The sequence below is a fragment of the Dysgonomonas gadei ATCC BAA-286 genome (assembly GCF_000213555.1).
Classification (GTDB): Bacteria; Bacteroidota; Bacteroidia; order Bacteroidales; family Dysgonomonadaceae; genus Dysgonomonas; species Dysgonomonas gadei.
The window spans coordinates 817,858-836,199 of the sequence record NZ_GL891979.1 but is presented as its reverse complement, the minus strand read 5'-3'; the positions used below and the strand labels follow the sequence as shown (position 1 = coordinate 836,199).

The following is an 18,342-nucleotide window of genomic DNA, read 5'->3' as shown; positions in this document are numbered from 1 at the left end:
TTATTTACAAAAATGTTTATTTCCCGATAAGCACTTCTGTTGACTTTATTATGGCATGAGCAACATCTCCGACTTTTAACTCCAGTTCATCCACACTATCTACCGTTATAACTGATACTATAGTTTGTCCATTCCCCAAATCAATAGTTACCTTAGCCATTACAGCTCCTCTCTTGATGTCTGTAATAGTTCCCTTTAAATCATTGCGAGCACTTAGTTTCATATTTTACAGTTTTAATTGATTATAATAGCATAACAGTAAACCCGTTGTCTTTGTTATTTTATATCGAATGCTTTTTCATTGAACTCACCAAAGTAGCTTCTCTAAGTTTATCAAATGTCTGAATATCCTTATTCGTAAGATTTAATCCATCTACATTTTGGTGAAAACGATCTCATTAGACTACATATATGTAGATTTACGAGAGCGATTCATTATACATATAATCATATATCGCTGTATATCTAAAACTTACATCCAATGGCATGATTTCTGATATAATACTGAAAAGAAATAGAACATGCATCAACCCTTTCGAATTATATCTAAGCTAGAAATAGAAAAAAATGGAAGTTGTTTTCTCAATGCGAAACGTATTGAGCTATTGAAGCGGATTAATAGTCGTGGATCTATTTTGGGAGCTTCCAAAGATATGAAAATGTCTTATCAGCAAGCATGGGTTATAATCAAAGAACTTAATAGTATCTCGCCATTACCTGTTGTCACACGTCAACGCGGTGGAACAAATGGAGGTGGTGCATTAATTACAAATTTCGGATTCAAATTAATAGAAAGTTTCGAGAGAATGGTTTCGGAACAGAACAGGTATATCTCTGAAATGGAAGATGATATACTGGCATGCTTTATTTGATTTTTTTTACGAATCGTTATTCTTTTCAATTTATATCGATCTATTTCATCTTAATTTATTTAGGTTATGGACAAAAAAAAGTTTTATTCAGTAATTTGTTTTGGTTTATTCTTAATTTTTCTTCAAGGACCCGTTTATTCACAATCAGTAAAGATTGACGGAGAAATACGGACACGAGCAGAGTATCGAAATGGATTTCAGAGCCCATTAGCAGATACATTGCATAGTGCAACTATAGGTTCTCTTCGAACGAGACTAAATGTTATTTACAGCGATGATAAAATCAAAGCTAAGATAACATTGCAAGATTCAAGAACCTATGGTCAGACAGGTATTAATAGTACGAATAATTCTCTTGGATTGTACGAAGCATGGGGAGCATATATGTTTACTCCTGAACTTTCGGCGACCTTAGGACGTCAGTCTCTCGAATATGACGATAAACGCCTTTTCTCTGCTGCAAATTGGAGCAATACAGGCAATTCGCACGATCTGTTGTTGCTGAAGTATGAAACTAAAACAGGTATTAAGGCACATCTTGGAAGTGAATGGAACAATGGCAGTGATGTCCTTTATGAATCTGCTTACGACGTAAGTAAATCATATAAAATGCTGACTTATATATGGCTGGCTAAATCTTTTGGAAAATTCGATGCCACAGCTTTATGGGTTAACGATGGTTTTCAACGAGGAACAACAAATGATTTGATAAACAAGTTGAGTTATCGAAATACAGTAGGCGGAAACTTAGGTTTTAAAGATAAGACAATACCATATTCATTCTATGCAACAGCCTATTATCAATTTGGACACAACCCTAAAGATAAAAGTTTAAGAGGCTATCTATTGGCTCTAAAAAATCAATATTCGATAACAAATAAGTGGAGCATAACACTAGGAGGAGACTATTTTTCGGGATCGAAATCAGATATGGAATCAGGAAAAGACCGTACTTTCAACAAGTTATATGGTGTAAACCACTCATTTAACGGATCAATGGAATATTGGGCTACTTTACCAACACAGGGGTTATCTGATTTATATGCAGGCATTACATTTAAGCCCAATTCAAAATTTAATATTGATGCAACATTTCACACATTCTCTCTGACTAAAGAATTAAGTTCAACAGATAAAAAGAATATTGGTTCTGAAGTAGATATCACGGCGAACTATACCATTTCACCCGAAATAACTTTGCAAGGAGGTTGGAGTGCTTATTTCAAAACGGATCAGACCAATACAGTAAAAAAACAAGTGAACATTGATACTAAATTTCCAACTTGGGCATATGTGATGATTTCATTTAAGCCTACCTTTTTATCTAAAAAATAAAATACTAATAATTAAATAACAAGAACTATGAAGCGATTATTATTTACAGCACTATTGCTACTTTCCGTCTTTATATATACAAATGCACAGAATGTTAAAGTTGCTGCTGCAGCAAATCTCAGATATGTACTTGAAGACATAAAAAAACTATATGAAAAAGAAAATCCAAAAGCTAAAATAGATATCACATTTGGCTCATCTGGTACGTTAACTCAACAAATAGTTAATGGAGCTGCATTTGATCTTTTTATGGCTGCGGATGTTGATTTCCCTAAAAAAGTGCAAGAGAGTGGCTTTGCAAATGGTGAAGTGAAAACATACATATATGGAAAATTAGCTCTTTGGAGTCTTACTCTCGACGTATCTAAAGGGATTAATACTGTACTTCAGTCATCAGTAAAGAAAATAGCAATAGCCAATCCCAAGGGTGCGCCATATGGAGAAGCCGCTGCTAACTTGCTCAAATCAAAGAAACTATACGATAAGATAAGCAGTCAGATTGTGTGGGGCGACAATATTGGTCAGGCAGCACAATTTGCTTTCTCCGGAAATGCCGAACTGGGTTTTGTTGCGCTATCATTGGCTATGGCTCCAGAAATGAGAAGCAAAGGTAAATATTATGTATTCTCCGAAAAGGATTGCCCTCCTATTGAACAAGCTTATGTATTAGTAAAAGGTTCGGAGAAAAATCCGGAAGCAGCGAAGTTTATAAACTATGCGATGAGTCGAAAGTGCGATAAGCTTTGGAGTAGCTATGGATACGGCTTATTAAAGAAATAGTAACAGATCAATTTCCTATTGTTACACTAAGAACAATAGGGAACTTATTATATAGAGATATGGAAACAGATTTTATAGATACCCTCTTACTGACGGCTAAATTAGCGACAGCAACAACAGGTATACTTTTCCTTTTGGGATTACCTGTTGCATATATATTGGCTTATACCCAATATCGGATAAAAGTGATCTTTGAAGCTTTGATTTGCATGCCAATGGTATTACCTCCGACAGTATTAGGATATTATCTGCTAGTAGCGTTTAGCCCGCAAAATGGATTCGGGCGATTCATTGAGCAATACTTCGATGTCCGATTAGCTTTTTCTTTTGAGGGAATATTGATTGCAAGCGTAATAGCCGGATTACCTTTTATGATACAGCCTCTTCAAAGCGGGCTTACGAGTTTGCCCGCAAGTTTTAGAGAAGCATCGTATATCTTAGGTAAATCAAAAATAAGAACATTCTTCCGTGTTTTATTGCCTAATATAAAACCTTCTATAATAACAGGTATTTCTCTCACATTTGCCCATTGCATAGGTGAGTTTGGGATTGTACTTATGGTTGGGGGTAATATTCCGGGACAAACAAGAATAGCATCAATCGCGATCTATGATGAGGTACAAACTTTGAATTATAGTGTAGCTAATAAGTATTCTCTTATCTTGTTTGTTACTTCTTTTGTGTTGTTGACAATCATTTATAGTATTAATAAAGGATTCAGGATGAAAACCGGAGGTGAATAAACCTCCATATATAAGCGAAAGGTATGATTTATATAAATGTAGAACGGAAAATGTTGACATCCGAAGGTGAGCGCTCATTAAATATAGATATTAATATAGAAGATAAACATCTTGTTGCTGTTTTTGGTCATTCAGGTGCAGGAAAGACAACTTTATTACGAATGATTGCCGGGTTGCAAAAGCCTGATAAAGGCGTTATCGCTATAGGAGATAACGTAGTATTCGACTCGGCAAAGAAGATCAATCTCTCTCCACAAAAAAGGAATATTGGCTTTATGTTTCAAGATTATGCCCTTTTTCCTAATATGACGGTGGAAGAAAATATACGTTTTGGACAAGATAAAGGACAAAATAAACAGTATACAGACCAATTAATAGAAACTTTTGGACTAGATATGCTGCGCAAGCGCAAGCCATCAAAATTATCAGGAGGACAAAAACAACGAGTAGCTTTGGCTCGCTCCATTGCAAGAAAACCAGATGTACTCCTTCTTGATGAACCGTTGTCTTCTTTAGATGAATCGATGAGATTATCTCTTCAATCTGAAATACTAAAAGCTCATGAATTATTTGCTTCAACAACACTTATTGTAAGTCATGATAAAGAAGAAGTCAAAAGACTAGCGACACATGTCCTTTGCATAGGAACAGAGAGAATCAGCGAGCTACTGAATCCTACATTTTTGTAGGATTCACTTTTAAATCTTACATTTTAGAACATTTTATAAAATCAGCTATTTTTTATTTCAAAACGATCAAAGATTATCAATCTATCGATCAGGATATTAAACCGTTATATTATTCAAGGTATAACGGTTTAACATGTTATGGCACATGCTTTGAATATATGTTTTCGTGAAACTAAAATTTCTATTATAAATATAATAATATTCAAAGTTATGAGAAAGATTGCGATTTATGGTAAAGGTGGAATTGGCAAATCAACAACCACACAAAATACTGTAGCCGGTTTAGCCGAAATGGGAAAAAAGGTAATGGTTGTTGGCTGCGATCCCAAAGCAGATTCTACTCGTCTGCTGCTTCATGGACTAGCTCAAAAAACAGTTTTGGATACATTAAGGGATGAAGGCGAAGATGTCGAACTTGACGATGTGTTAAAAGAAGGTTTTAAAGAAACAAGTTGTGTAGAGTCTGGGGGGCCTGAACCGGGTGTAGGTTGCGCAGGTCGAGGTATCATAACATCCATAAACTTGTTAGAGCAACTTGGTGCTTACGATGACGATAAACATCTGGATTATGTATTTTATGATGTATTGGGAGACGTTGTATGCGGAGGTTTTGCGATGCCTATCCGCGATGGAAAAGCACAGGAAGTGTACATTGTTTGTTCTGGTGAAATGATGGCGATGTATGCTGCTAATAATATATGCAAATCTATATCAAAATTCGGTAAAGTAGGCGATGTACGCCTAGGAGGCCTTATTTGTAATTCGCGTAAAGTAGACAATGAAGTAAATATGATTGAAGAGTTTGCTAAAAAACTTGGAACACAAATGATTCATTTTGTTCCTCGGGACAATATGGTTCAACATGCCGAAATTAATCGTAAAACAGTTATAGATCATGCACCGGAGCATCCTCAGGCAGATGAATACCGTACCCTTGCCAGAAAAATAGACGGAAACAAGATGCATGTAATACCCAAACCTCTTGAGATGGAAGAACTGGAAGAATTGCTTGTCGGATTTGGTATTATGAACTAATCAGACATTCAATATAGTCCTATTTTCTTAAAATTATTCAATTTACAATCATTAAATATCAGGAGGATTTTTATGTTATTAATAAGAGCCATAGTACGTCCGGAGAAATCGCCAGTGGTTATGAAAGATTTATTTAATGCCGGCTTTCCGGCTGTTACGAAGTTGTCGGTTTTCGGTCGCGGGAAACAACGCGGACTAAAAGTCGGCAACGTAACATACGATGAATTACCCAAAGATTTACTAATAATTGCAATCAACGAAAAGGACAAAGAATTTGTCGTAGAAACGATTATAGCATCTGCCCGTTCCGGAGAAAAAGGACAGGCCGGTGACGGAAAAATATTCATTACTCCAATAGAGGAAACTTACACCATATCAAGCCGTAAGAAAGAATAAAATTAAATCGTTAAAAGCATGAAATTAATCTTAGCAATTATAAGAATCGCAAAAATGAGTGAGACTAAAGAGGCTTTAGCCGCTGCGGGGCTTCCGTCCTTTACTGCAATGCATGTTTTAGGAAGAGGGCAAGGACATGGCGATTTGGAAAAGATAAAAGCAATATCTCAGCACAACGAAGCCGCACCGGAAGATCTGAAAGATGCCTTGGAATTTATCCCTGAAGTACCTCGTTTGAAGTCAAAACGAATGATAACACTTGTAGTTACCGATGAAAAAAAAGAGTTGGCTATAGAAACCATTCTGAAAGCAAACCAAACAGGAAAATCGGGCGATGGAAAAGTCTTTGTTTTAAATGCATTGGGTTCATACAGTGTACATACAGGTGAAGCTGGTGATGCAACATTGGATTAAACAATAAATAGGATCGAAGGAAAGATCTATAATCAAAAGAAATTATGGTAGACGATAAAGATAAAATCAAAGATGGTATAATTGCCGATTTACAAATTTTTAAAGATGAGGTGATAACCAAATATCCCAAAAAGGTCGGTAAAAAAAGAGCCAAGTCAATTATACTCAGTGATATTGAACAAACACCCGAAATCCAAGCAAACGTACGTACTATACCCGGTATCATAACTCAACGGGGATGTACATATGCCGGATGTAAGGGCGTAGTATTGGGACCAACCCGTGATATCGTAAATATTACACACGGCCCTATCGGATGTGGATTTTACTCATGGCTAACAAGACGTAATCAGACAAAACCGACAACGGATGAAGAAGCAAACTTTATACCCTATTGTTTTTCAACCGATATGCAAGATAAAAATATTGTATTCGGAGGAGAAGATAAGTTAAAGCAGGCTATTCGTGAAGCTTACGAATTATTTCATCCGAAAGCGATTGCTATATTCTCAACATGTCCCGTAGGACTGATTGGTGATGATGTACATCGGGTAGCACGACATATGATGGAGGAAATAGGTGGCGACATCAATATATTCGGATTCTCTTGTGAGGGTTATCGTGGTGTATCTCAGTCTGCCGGTCACCACATTGCAAACAATGGATTATTTAAAAACCTGATAGGTCGTGATGACGAAGTAAGAGGAAGTCTTAAATATCGCGTCAATTTGTTGGGTGAATATAACATCGGTGGCGATGCTTTCGAATTGGAAAGAGTATTCGAAAAATGCGGAATCAATCTTGTATCTACATTTAGTGGAAACTCGACTATCGAGAGTTTCGAAAATGCACATACAGCCGACCTGAATATGGTTATGTGTCATCGTTCTATCAACTATGTTGCAGAAATGATGGAAACAGCATTCGGTATTCCTTGGATCAAAGTTCAGCCGATAGGAGCACGATCAACAGCTAAAATGTTACGCAAAATTGCACAATATTTTGGTGATCAGGAATTAATAGATAAGGTCGAAGAGGTTGTAGCTGAAGAAATGGCTGAAGTAGAAGCTGTAAGGGAGAAGATATATTCGAAAACCAAAGGCAAGCTTTCAATGCTTTTTGTCGGAGGATCACGAGCACACCACTATCAAGACTTGTTTGAAGAACTGGGAATGACTACAATTGCAGCCGGATATGAATTCGGACACCGTGATGATTATGAAGGACGCCGTGTAATACCAACGATACAGATCGATGCTGATAGTCGCAATATCGAAGAGATAACCGTAACTAAAGATGCTACACGTTACAATCCGCGCAAGACAGAAAGCGAATTACAAGAATTAAACAAAGAACTTGAATTCACTGAGTACAAAGGGATCATGGATCAGATGGAAAAAGGGACTCTTGTTATAGATGACCTTAGCCATTATGAGATGGAGAAACTGATTGAAATGTATCATCCGGATGTATTCTGTGCTGGTATAAAAGAAAAATTCTGTGTTCAGAAAATGGGTATTCCTTTGAAGCAACTTCACAATTATGATGTAGGTGGACCATATGCCGGATTTAAAGGTGCTATTAACTTTTATAAAGACATCGAAATGATGGTAGGTGCAAATATCTGGAAGGAAATAAAAGCACCTTGGGAGAGCGATGCATATGTTGAAGCTCAGTATGCTTGCTAAACTATTATGAACAACTAAAAAATAAAAATTATGTTACTACGTCATACTACAGCAAAAGAAATAGATCGGAAGGCCTTGACCATTAATCCGGCAAAAACATGCCAGCCGGTTGGTGCGATGTATGCTGCATTAGGATTACATGGATGCCTGCCTCATAGCCATGGTTCGCAAGGATGTTGCTCTTATCACAGAAGTGCTTTGACCCGACATTTCAAAGAGCCGATTATGGCTGCTACAAGTTCTTTTTCAGAAGGTTCTTCGGTATTTGGGGGATCATCCAATCTTGTGGCTGCAATCGAAACAATATTTACAGTATATGAACCCGATGTTATTGCTGTACATACAACCTGTTTATCTGAAACTATTGGAGATGATATGACTCAGATTATATCGAAAGCGAATGAGGACGGGAAAATACCAGATGGGAAAAAAGTTATTTATTGTAATACTCCCAGTTATGTTGGAACACATGTTACAGGATATTCCAATCAATTGGCTGCATTTGTCAAATTCTATTCAACCGCCACCCCCAAGAAGAAAAATGTAGTAAATCTTATTGCCGGATGGATGGAACCTTCTGATATGCGCGAAATAAAACGGATAGCAGCAGTTATGGAAGCCCGTACAATAATGTTTCCGGATATGTCAGGTGTTTTGGATGCGCCTCTAACAGGAAAATATGAGATGTATCCTAGCGGAGGTACGACTCAATCGGATATGATAGCGACCGGTGATAGTAAATTTTCTATTGGTCTGGGAGCTTATTCGACAGAAGATGCCTGTATTAAATTGGAGAACAAATGTAAGGTCAAATTTGATGTATTGGAAATTCCTATTGGATTGAAGGCCACTGACCGATTCATCACTTCCCTTAGTCGTCATGCAAATCTTCCTGTGCCCGATTCTTTGACAGAGGAGCGAGGACGGCTAGTCGATCTCATCGCAGATAATTCTAAATATTTCTGGGGTAAGCGGGTTGCTCTTTTTGGTGACCCTGACACATTGATTCCTCTTACTGAGTTTTTGGTAACATTGGATATGAAGCCTGTCTATATTGTTACAGGAACTCCCGGCAAGCACTTCGATGAAGAAATGACGAATATATTGAAAGATATACCGGAAGCCAAATTCAAAAGTGGTGAACGAGCTGATATGTTCCAATTACATCAATGGATCAAACAAGAACCGGTGGATCTGCTTATAGGCAACTCATATGGAAAATACATTGCTCGTGATGAGAATATTCCATTCATACGTATGGGTTTTCCAGTCGTAGACCGTCCTGGTCACAACTTCTTTCCTCACACAGGGTATATTGGGGCTACTAATATTGCAATAAATATTCTTGAGAAATTCTTGGACTATCAGGATAGAACTTGTTCCGAAGAAAAGGTGGAATTCCAAATGTAACAAATAGAGATAACAAGAAATGGCAGGCTTTTTAAAAGATAGAGAAAAACAGATTTTTACCAAAGGTGGAAATTCACAGAGTTTGATTGGCGGTAAGCCCAGCTTGGCCGGATCTGTCAGCCAAAGAGCCTGCGTCTTTTGTGGTTCTCGTGTCGTGTTATATCCAATAGCCGATGCCCTGCATTTGGTACATGGCCCTATCGGTTGTGCATCATACACATGGGACATAAGAGGCGCTATGTCTTCAGGACCAGAACTCCATCGCAGCAGTTTTTCTACAGATTTACGTGAAAAGCATGTAATCTTTGGCGGAGAAAAGCAATTATATCAAGCCCTTCATGAGCTTATCGATAAGCACCACCCTAAAGCCGCATTTGTATATTCGACATGTATTGTCGGGGTTATAGGTGACGACGTACAATCTGTGTGCAAGCGGGTAGCCAAAGAAAAAAATATCCCAGTAATAGCTGTGATGGCTGAAGGTTTTCAAGGGTCAAAAAAGGATGGTTACAAAATAGCCTGTGATGCTATGGCTAGCCTTATCGGAACTGACAATTCGAAAGAAATATCGACGATGAGTATAAATATACTTGGAGATTTTAATCTGGCCGGAGAGCTTTGGATGCTAACAGAGTATTATAAAAGAATGGATATTCAGATACTAGCCTCTATAACAGGTGATGGCAGGGTGAAAGATATTCAGAATGCTCACAGGGCATCCTTAAATGTGGTTCAATGCTCCGGGTCAATGATGCATTTAGCGAAGACGATGAAGGAAGAATATGGGATTCCATTTATGAAGGTTTCTTATTTCGGTATTGAAGATATGTCTGACGCACTTTATGAGGTTGCCAAATTCTTTAAAAGCGAAGAAACAATGGATAAAGCTCGAGATTTGGTAAAAGAAGAATTATCTAAACTTCTTCCTGCACTGGAACCCTATCGTGTAGCTTTACAAGGCAAGAAAGCGGCCATCTACGTGGGAGGTGCATTCAAAGCTATATCTTTAGTTAAGGCATTGCGTCTTATAGGTGTGAAAACTGTAATAGCCGGTACACAAACCGGAAATACAGAGGATTACAAGTTATTAGAAGCTATCTGCGATGATGGCTGTATATTGGTTGATGACTCTAATCCCGTAGAGTTATCCGAGTTTGTGAAACAAACAGGTGCTGACCTATTTATCGGAGGTGTGAAGGAGCGGCCAATAGCATATAAATTGGGCATAGGCTTTTGCGATCATAACCATGAACGAAAATTAGCCTTAGCAGGATATGAAGGTATGCTCAACTTTGCCAAAGAGGTATATGAAACAGTAAGCAGTCCTGTATGGCAGTTTGTAAAACGATCATTCTAAAAAATTACAGCTCAAATTATTGATCAACTCAAAATATAAGAATATGAATCTTGCAGAATCAAATAGAACGAAAGATATGCCTTCCGGCGATAACTTTTCTTCCTCCTGTAATGCCTGCAAACAATGTACCCCACTGGGGGCATGTGTTGCTTTTAAAGGAATTGAGGGAGTATTGCCTATGCTTCACGGTTCGCAAGGTTGTGCGACTTATATAAGACGCTATTTGATAAGCCATTTTCGTGAACCGATGGATATTGCATCTTCCAATTTTAGCGAGGAAACAACCATTTTTGGAGGAAATAAGAACTTTAATACAGGCATTGATAATATCATCAGTCAATATCATCCGGAAGTAATAGCCATTGCTAGTACTTGTTTAAGTGAAACGATAGGAGAAGATGTTCAGCGTTTGATAAATGAATATAAAAGTATTCATCACAATACAGAAAATCTTCCGGAAATGATTTTTGCCTCTACCCCCAGTTATCAGGGAACACATTATGAAGGATTTCACGAAGCTGTATATGCAACTGTAAAAGCTCTGGCTGATGGACGGGGAACCGTAGGATCTCACATCAATTTGTTCAGCAATTTCATTTCACCGGAAGATATACGGCATCTGAAAGAAATAGTGCAGGATTTCCACCTTGATACGATGCTATTTCCTGATTATTCCGACACACTGGATAGTACTTCATGGGATATATATCACCGTATAGCACAAGGAGGAACCCCGATAGCTGCTTTGAGAAACAGTGCCCTTGCCTCGGTTTCTATTGAATTGGGCTACATCCTGAATTCCGGAGGCAAGAATGGTAAAATAAAAAATAATGCAATAGCTCAATCGGCAGGAGATTATTTACAGACAGAATTCGATGTCGTTTGCCGTAAAACGGGTTTACCAATAGGAATAATTGAGTCTGATAAGTTTTTCAATCTCTTAGCCACTATATCCGGCAACCCTATTCCTGAGAAGTATCAAAAACAACGAGGACGTTTGGTCGATTTATATATCGATGGACATAAATATGTTTCAGGCAAAAAAGCGGTCATTTATGGCGAAGAAGATCTGGTTGTAGCTCTTGCCGCCTTTGCCTCAGAAATCGGGATAAAACCGGTATTGTGTGCTACAGGTGGAGAAAGTGGAAAACTGCGTGAAACACTCAAACAAACACTAGGGGACCTGTACAATGAAGATATTATTGTAGCTCAGGGTATAAGCTTCGAAAGAATGGAAGAGGTAATGAAAGATCTACATCCTGATTTAATGTTAGGAAACAGTAAAGGATACTATATTGCCCGCAAAATGGATATCCCTATTGTTAGAGTAGGTTTTCCAATCCATGACCGCATTGGTGCTCAACATACTAAAACTTTAGGATACGAAGGTACAACAGCTTTGTTCGAGCAAATTGTGAATACATTATTGGAAGATAAACAACGAAAATCGCCCGTTGGGTATAAGTATATGTAATAAATAACTAAAAAGGAGAAAATATTATGAAAGATTTATCCCAACATCCATGTTTTAATGCTGAAGCAAAACATAAATATGCAAGAGTACACTTGCCGGTAGCTCCTAAGTGTAATATACAGTGTAATTATTGCAATCGAAAGTACGATTGTTGTAACGAGAGCCGTCCAGGAGTGACAAGTACCATCCTGTCTCCATTACAGTCGGTTCATTATATGAAAGCATTGTCCGAAAAAATACCGAACATAAGTGTCGTAGGTATTGCAGGGCCTGGTGATCCATTCGCTAATGCCGAAGAAACTTTGCAAACAATGAGGTTGGCTCAAAAAGAGTTTCCGGATCTTATATTTTGTCTATCATCCAATGGATTAGACTTGGCTCCATACATAGATGAAATAGCCGAAATAGGAGTGTCTCATGTAACGATAACCGTAAACTCGCTGAACCCTGAAACACTGGCTAAAATATATCGTTGGGTACGCTACAAAAGAAGGGTATACAGAGGTGAAGAAGGAGCTAAAGTATTGTTGGAACAACAACTTTATTGTATACAAAAGTTGAAAGAAAAAAATATAACAGTAAAGATAAATACTGTTATATGCCCGGGTATTAATGATCACGAAATAGAGGACTTGGCTAAAAAGGTTGCTGAATTAGGTGCCGATACCATGAATTGCATACCAATGTATCCAACAGAAAATACTGAATTCGAAATTTTAAAGGAACCCTCGAAAGAGATGATGAAGGATATAAAAGCTCGAATTTCTAAATATATTAAGCCAATGGCACATTGTGCCCGTTGCAGAGCAGATGCAGCCGGATTGTTGGGACACGATAATGCTGAGGCAATGAATATGATAGGTCAGTTTTCGTCCTTGGTCGTCAATAAGGGAAAGGGTCGTGAGCGAGTAGCCGTTGCCAGTAATGAAGGATTATTAGTAAATATGCATTTGGGGGAAGCCCGTAAGGTATACATATTCGAACAATCTAAAAACGGATATCATTTCGTAGAAACTCGAAATACTCCACCTGAAGGAACCGGAATGAACCGCTGGAAAGAACTGGCAGAAAAGACATTGATAGATTGCCAGGCAATACTCGTTGCCGGGATAGGTGAAACACCAATGAGAGTAATGCAGGAAAACGGAGTGAAAGTAATCCAAATGAATGGTTTGATAGATGCAGGTTTAGATGCTATTTACCTAAATCTACCAATAAAGACGCTATGTAGAAGCGAATATACAAAATGTGGAGAAACATGCCGGGGCACTGGTAGCGGCTGCGGATAACCTTTATTAAACAAAACATCAATTATAACAAAAAACTAAAATAGAAAAATATATGAAAAAGCCTGATTACATGATAATGGTATGTAATTCTTATAGAGTTGCCGGTGATGCACAAGGATTCTGCAATAAGCAAGGTGCAACATCTTTTGTCCAATATATCTCCGAAGAGTGCTCAGATAGGGCTATTAATGCAGTTGTTACCACCACAGCTTGTCTGAGTGTTTGTAGTCAGGGGCCGGTAGTGGTGATTCAGCCCAATAATTTTTGGTATGGAGGTGTGACAGAGGATAAATTGGATGAAATATTAGATGCATTAGAGGAAGGCAAAGCAGTGAGTGAATATTTGATTACAGATTAATTTTTAAGATTAGATAAAATACACTCTATGGAAGCGATGAAAAATATTCATATTATAGATTCTACACTTCGAGATGGAGAACAAGCCCCAGGTGTTGTATTTTCAGAACAAGAAAAGATCCATATAGCTCAAATGCTGGATGGGGTTGGTGTTGATGAAATAGAAGCCGGTACACCTGCTATGGGTGAGGATGAATGCCGCATAATCCGCAAAATTTCAGCAATGAATTTAAGTGCTCGTATTTCGGTCTGGAGCCGTGCCGTAAAGCAAGATATATTGATTGCAGCCAAGACAGGAGCTCAAGGTATCCATATCGCATTCCCATTATCAGACATTCAGTTAGCAAGTATGAATAAAGAATGGGCAATGATGAGAGACAGCCTTCCAGAGATGGTTGAAATAGCAAAATCTTATTTCGACTATGTGAGCGTAGGAGCTCAGGATGCAAGCCGATGTGGAATAGAAAGATTGTTTGAGTTTATAGGTATAGCCGAAGAATTAAGTGTCAGTCGGATACGGCTTGCCGATACAGTGGGAATTTTCACTCCTTTGGGAATTATAGATTTGATAAAAAAAATATTGAACCGATATCCTCATCTGGATATAGACTTCCATGGGCATAATGATTTAGGTATGGCAACAGCGAATGCTATTACTGCATGGCAGTCCGGCGCGTCAACATTGAGTGTAACGGTCAATGGATTGGGTGAAAGGGCTGGTAACTCGGCTCTGGAAGAGGTTATTATGACTATGTTATTAATAGAAAAACAAAATAAATATTCAATTTCAACATTATACTCGTTATGTCAGTATGTGTCAATAGCAGCAAAGCGTCCAATATCTGTAGGAAAGGCTATTTCCGGAAATATGGTTTTCAGCCATGAATCAGGTATTCACGCTAAAAGCTCTTTGATTGATATAAATGCTTTTCAGGCATTCGATGGAAAACTCATTGGTAGAGAAAGTTCGAGGAATCTTTTTGGAAAACATTCAGGTAAAGGTGCTGTCATAGATTTTTTAAACAAGCAGCATGTTGTAATAGATAATGCTAAAATAGATAGACTAATGGCAATAATTCATCAAATGGCACAGACTTATCAACGGAGCATATATGGCACAGAGATTATAGAAGCATATTGGGACCTGGAATAGCTCTTGCTTGTCAATATGATTTAAAAGCCAATAAATATATGCCATTAAGATATATATAATTAAATTTAACAACTTATTGATGTGAAAATGATTATTTTTGTTTCATAAAGTTGTTTTTGTGTGTGCTATGTTAAAATGGAAAAAATATGTATTGCGATAAAATGAAACGTAGCTGCTATGCTGAAACTGATTTAACGTTTTTGGTTAATATAAGCAACGCGATTGGTCATAGTCAGGATATATATAAAGATATGGAATTGGTGCTAAATGATTTATGCGACTTTTTAGGTGCACAATACAGCATGATAACAATTGTGGACCGAAATTATGATAAAATTATGATTAGTGCAGCTCATGGCTTAACTAAAGAGGAGAAAAGCAGAGGTGTATACAAAATAGGAGAAGGTATTATCGGAGAGGTCGTTCAGACTGAAACACCTATTGTTATAAAAGATATTTCTAAAAACTCTAAATTTTTAAATAAAACAGGAATAAAAAGAAATAACAATCAAATGATGGCATTTCTTTGTGTTCCTATTATTCTGAAGAATGAAATAACCGGAACATTGAGTATTCATAAGTCTCACCAAGGTATTGTAGATTTTTCAGCAGAAATAAAGTTTCTGAATATTGTGGGTATGTTAATAGGAAAAAATGTTTCAATAAGACGTAAACATATAGAAGAATTAGAAGAATTACGAAAAGAAAATATAAAACTCAGAAGAGAAAACTCTCCAAAGCCCGATAATATTATTGGTAATTCATCTTTGATGAATGATTTGTATAACCTTATAAATAGAGTTGCTCCCACCAATAGTACAGTTATGATTAGAGGAGAGAGTGGAGTTGGTAAAGAACTAATAGCCGAAGCTATACATAATGCCAGTAAAAGAGCTTCGAAGCCTTTTATCAAAGTAAATTGTTCGGCCCTTCCGGAAAACCTGATAGAAAGCGAATTATTCGGACACGAAAAAGGTTCTTTCACAGGGGCCAATGCGTCACATATGGGACGCTTTGAAATGGCTGACGGAGGTACGATATTTTTAGATGAAATAGGAGATGTTCCGCTTTCAATACAAGTAAAGTTATTAAGAGTAATACAGCAACGGCAAATTGAAAGAGTTGGAGGAACTAAAACAATAAATATAAATGTCCGGATAATAACAGCAACAAATAGAAATCTGGAAGAAATGATCAAGCAGGATACTTTTCGGGAAGATTTTTATTACCGGATAAATGTGTTTCCGATCTATGTACCCTCATTGAGAGAAAGACGAGCTGACATACCAATATTGACCGATCATTTCATTGCAAAATTAAATAAGATCAATAAAACAAATGTAAAACGTATAACCGGAGGTGCATTGGATATGTTAATGATGTACTCGTGGCCGGGTAATATCCGGGAACTGGAAAATGTTATAGAGCGGGCTATGATATTAACTACTGACGGAGTTATACACTCGTATAATTTACCACCCACATTACAAACCGGAGTCTCCTCTGATACTGTAGATAAAGGAACGTTAAACAGCATATTGGAGCGAGTCGAAAAGCAACTAATTATAGATACATTAATAGCCGCACACGGAAGCATTGTCAAAGCTTCTGGTCAATTAGGTGTAACAGAGCGCATAATGGGACTAAGGATTAATAAGTATAACATTCAGATACAGGACTATAAAAATCTTACGAATGAAGCCAGTTAACATAAATATAATTAGATGTGACTATACAAATACGGATCATCTGAATGCATTAGGTGACTTAATGAACGCATATATAGCAGATAATATGGGTGGAGGGGAAACTCTGAGTAAATTAAAACAATTGAAGTTAGTTGATGGATTAAATCAACACCCAACCTCAATTGTATTATTAGCCATGTGGGAAGATGTATTTTGTGGATTATTAGTCGCATTTGAGAATTTTTCCACATTTACGGTTAGTCCTATGATTAATATCCATGACCTGATAGTTTTGCCCACATACAGAGGTAAAGATATAGGGAGTCTATTGATGAAAGAGATAATAGAAATAGCATACGGCAAGAAATGCAGTAGAATTACGTTGGAAGTTCGAACTGATAATTTAGTCGCTCAGAGCTTATATAAGAAAATGGGATTTGTGGAGACAGAACCGTCAATGTATTATTGGCGAAAAAATTTACTCTAGATAGAATCATCATCAATCAATTTAAAGAAAATAAATGAGTACAGATTTAATAATTCCGGAAAAAGATTTGTACGCTGTATTATGTACAAGTTTAGAATATGCAAACTCTTATTATTCAATGTTGGCAAAAAGCATCAATACCCCAAAGCCCCGTTTTGATAATGACTTTTTGTATAATCTGGCTATAATGAGCACCGAAAAATATTTTGTTGCGCTTCTAGCTCGTTATGATTGGAATGCTTCTCATCACATGCCATTAGCCATGTATAAAGAGGCATTAGACTTTGATTCCGAACTTCCTGAATCAATAAAACAAACAGCAATTTTTGTGGGTAAGTTTGAAGCAATCTGTTCCATTGAAGGCTTCGGATATCGTACTCCATCACATCAAGATTTGCAAGAAATGGTAAAGGGGATTGAGGTATTAAAGCAATGGGTTGAAAAAAGAAAGGATGAAATATCATACTTATTCAGCAAATGATCAAAAATAGTTTTTCAACACTAACTTAAAAAGTACGAGATTAAAAAAACGAAATATTTGGACCATGTTATTGTTCGATATCCTTTTTAGCCTAAAAATAAAAGAATAACTCACTTATATTTTACTAATCAAATCGATTCTTAAAAAGAGAGACTTAATTTGAAATAGTCACGATTTAATCTGACAGTTACTAATAAAAACAGTAACATTATAAAAAGATTAAATTATGACTACATCGCAGAAAATCATTAAGAACAAATTAGGAGTTTTAGGATTAGCCCAACAATTAGGTAATGTTTCAAAAGCCTGTAAGATTATGGGCTATAGCCGGGATAGTTTCTATCGTTTTAAGGAGCTATATGAGCAAGGTGGAGAGTTAGCTTTACAGGAAATATCTCGGCGTAAACCTATTCTTAAAAATCGTATTGATACAGCTATTGAAGACCAGGTAGTAGCCTTAGCTATTGATAACCCTGCTTTAGGTCAAGTAAGAGTTAGCAATGAGTTAAAGAAAAAGGGATTCTCTGTATCAGCAGGTGGAGTTCGTAGTATTTGGCTCAGGCATAACTTACAAACGTTCCAACTACGTTTAAAAGCATTAGAGGCTAAAGTCGCCCAGGAAGGTTATATTCTGACAGAATCTCAGCTTATAGCCTTAGAAAAAGCTAAAGAAGAAAGGTTGCTCATGGTGAAA

20 protein-coding genes are annotated in these 18,342 nt (G+C 37.1%); 19 read left to right on the top strand and 1 reads right to left on the bottom strand.

Annotated elements, in window-relative coordinates:
* Positions 1-16 precede the first annotated feature (16 nt).
* Complete coding sequence (locus HMPREF9455_RS03185) at positions 17-223, bottom strand: TOBE domain-containing protein (protein ID WP_006798152.1); 207 nt, start codon at positions 221-223, stop codon at positions 17-19.
* 298 nt (positions 224-521) lie between these two features.
* On the opposite strand from HMPREF9455_RS03185, the gene HMPREF9455_RS03180 reads away from it, so the two are divergent.
* From HMPREF9455_RS03180 to HMPREF9455_RS03090, 19 genes are all read left to right on the top strand, one after another.
* Complete coding sequence (locus HMPREF9455_RS03180) at positions 522-872, top strand: winged helix-turn-helix domain-containing protein (protein WP_006798151.1); 351 nt, start codon at positions 522-524, stop codon at positions 870-872.
* A 66-nt stretch (positions 873-938) separates the two neighbouring features.
* Positions 939-2,207 (top strand): alginate export family protein, encoded by a 1,269-nt coding sequence (locus HMPREF9455_RS03175; RefSeq protein WP_006798150.1) that lies wholly within the window; start codon positions 939-941, stop codon positions 2,205-2,207.
* A 27-nt stretch (positions 2,208-2,234) separates the two neighbouring features.
* Positions 2,235-2,987 (top strand): molybdate ABC transporter substrate-binding protein, encoded by a 753-nt coding sequence (gene modA, locus HMPREF9455_RS03170; protein ID WP_006798149.1) that lies wholly within the window; start codon positions 2,235-2,237, stop codon positions 2,985-2,987.
* Between the two features lie 59 nt (positions 2,988-3,046).
* Positions 3,047-3,730, top strand: coding sequence for a molybdate ABC transporter permease subunit (gene modB, locus HMPREF9455_RS03165; protein WP_006798148.1), 684 nt, complete (start codon positions 3,047-3,049; stop codon positions 3,728-3,730).
* Positions 3,731-3,753: 23 nt separating this feature from the next.
* Positions 3,754-4,419 carry a sulfate/molybdate ABC transporter ATP-binding protein gene (locus HMPREF9455_RS03160; protein ID WP_044215364.1) on the top strand — a complete coding sequence of 222 codons (666 nt, stop codon included), beginning with the start codon at positions 3,754-3,756 and terminating at the stop codon, positions 4,417-4,419.
* A gap of 210 nt (positions 4,420-4,629) precedes the next feature.
* The gene (gene nifH, locus HMPREF9455_RS03155; RefSeq protein WP_044215445.1) at positions 4,630-5,454 is read left to right on the top strand and encodes a nitrogenase iron protein; all 825 of its coding nucleotides are present in this window, start codon (positions 4,630-4,632) and stop codon (positions 5,452-5,454) included.
* 72 nt (positions 5,455-5,526) lie between these two features.
* Entirely contained in the window at positions 5,527-5,850 is a 324-nt protein-coding gene (locus tag HMPREF9455_RS03150; protein ID WP_006798145.1) for a P-II family nitrogen regulator, read from the top strand.
* A gap of 18 nt (positions 5,851-5,868) precedes the next feature.
* Positions 5,869-6,264, top strand: a complete 396-nt coding sequence (locus HMPREF9455_RS03145) for a P-II family nitrogen regulator (RefSeq protein ID WP_006798144.1) — start codon at positions 5,869-5,871, stop codon at positions 6,262-6,264.
* A 44-nt stretch (positions 6,265-6,308) separates the two neighbouring features.
* Positions 6,309-7,952, top strand: a complete 1,644-nt coding sequence (gene nifD, locus HMPREF9455_RS03140) for a nitrogenase molybdenum-iron protein alpha chain (protein ID WP_006798143.1) — start codon at positions 6,309-6,311, stop codon at positions 7,950-7,952.
* Positions 7,953-7,982: 30 nt separating this feature from the next.
* Positions 7,983-9,362, top strand: a complete 1,380-nt coding sequence (locus tag HMPREF9455_RS03135; RefSeq protein WP_006798142.1) for a nitrogenase component 1 — start codon at positions 7,983-7,985, stop codon at positions 9,360-9,362.
* A gap of 19 nt (positions 9,363-9,381) precedes the next feature.
* On the top strand, positions 9,382-10,719 hold the full coding sequence (gene nifE, locus HMPREF9455_RS03130; protein WP_006798141.1) for a nitrogenase iron-molybdenum cofactor biosynthesis protein NifE: 1,338 nt from the start codon (positions 9,382-9,384) through the stop codon (positions 10,717-10,719).
* 43 nt (positions 10,720-10,762) lie between these two features.
* Positions 10,763-12,193: a nitrogenase component 1 gene (locus HMPREF9455_RS03125; RefSeq protein ID WP_006798140.1), complete on the top strand. Its 1,431-nt coding sequence runs from the start codon at positions 10,763-10,765 to the stop codon at positions 12,191-12,193.
* Positions 12,194-12,219: 26 nt separating this feature from the next.
* Positions 12,220-13,482 carry a nitrogenase cofactor biosynthesis protein NifB gene (nifB, locus tag HMPREF9455_RS03120; protein WP_006798139.1) on the top strand — a complete coding sequence of 421 codons (1,263 nt, stop codon included), beginning with the start codon at positions 12,220-12,222 and terminating at the stop codon, positions 13,480-13,482.
* A 52-nt stretch (positions 13,483-13,534) separates the two neighbouring features.
* Positions 13,535-13,840, top strand: a complete 306-nt coding sequence (locus HMPREF9455_RS03115) for a (2Fe-2S) ferredoxin domain-containing protein (RefSeq protein WP_006798138.1) — start codon at positions 13,535-13,537, stop codon at positions 13,838-13,840.
* A gap of 27 nt (positions 13,841-13,867) precedes the next feature.
* Positions 13,868-14,992: a homocitrate synthase/isopropylmalate synthase family protein gene (locus HMPREF9455_RS03110; protein WP_006798137.1), complete on the top strand. Its 1,125-nt coding sequence runs from the start codon at positions 13,868-13,870 to the stop codon at positions 14,990-14,992.
* Between the two features lie 146 nt (positions 14,993-15,138).
* Complete coding sequence (locus HMPREF9455_RS03105) at positions 15,139-16,701, top strand: sigma-54 interaction domain-containing protein (RefSeq protein WP_006798136.1); 1,563 nt, start codon at positions 15,139-15,141, stop codon at positions 16,699-16,701.
* A complete protein-coding gene (locus tag HMPREF9455_RS03100) occupies positions 16,688-17,167 on the top strand; it encodes a GNAT family N-acetyltransferase (RefSeq protein ID WP_006798135.1) in 480 nt (159 codons plus the stop codon). Before HMPREF9455_RS03105 ends, HMPREF9455_RS03100 begins: the two co-directional genes overlap by 14 nt.
* 34 nt (positions 17,168-17,201) lie before the next feature.
* Complete coding sequence (locus HMPREF9455_RS03095) at positions 17,202-17,648, top strand: hypothetical protein (RefSeq protein ID WP_006798134.1); 447 nt, start codon at positions 17,202-17,204, stop codon at positions 17,646-17,648.
* A 226-nt stretch (positions 17,649-17,874) separates the two neighbouring features.
* Positions 17,875-18,342 (top strand): helix-turn-helix domain-containing protein (locus HMPREF9455_RS03090; protein ID WP_006798133.1); only part of this gene is annotated, 468 nt, incomplete at its 3' end.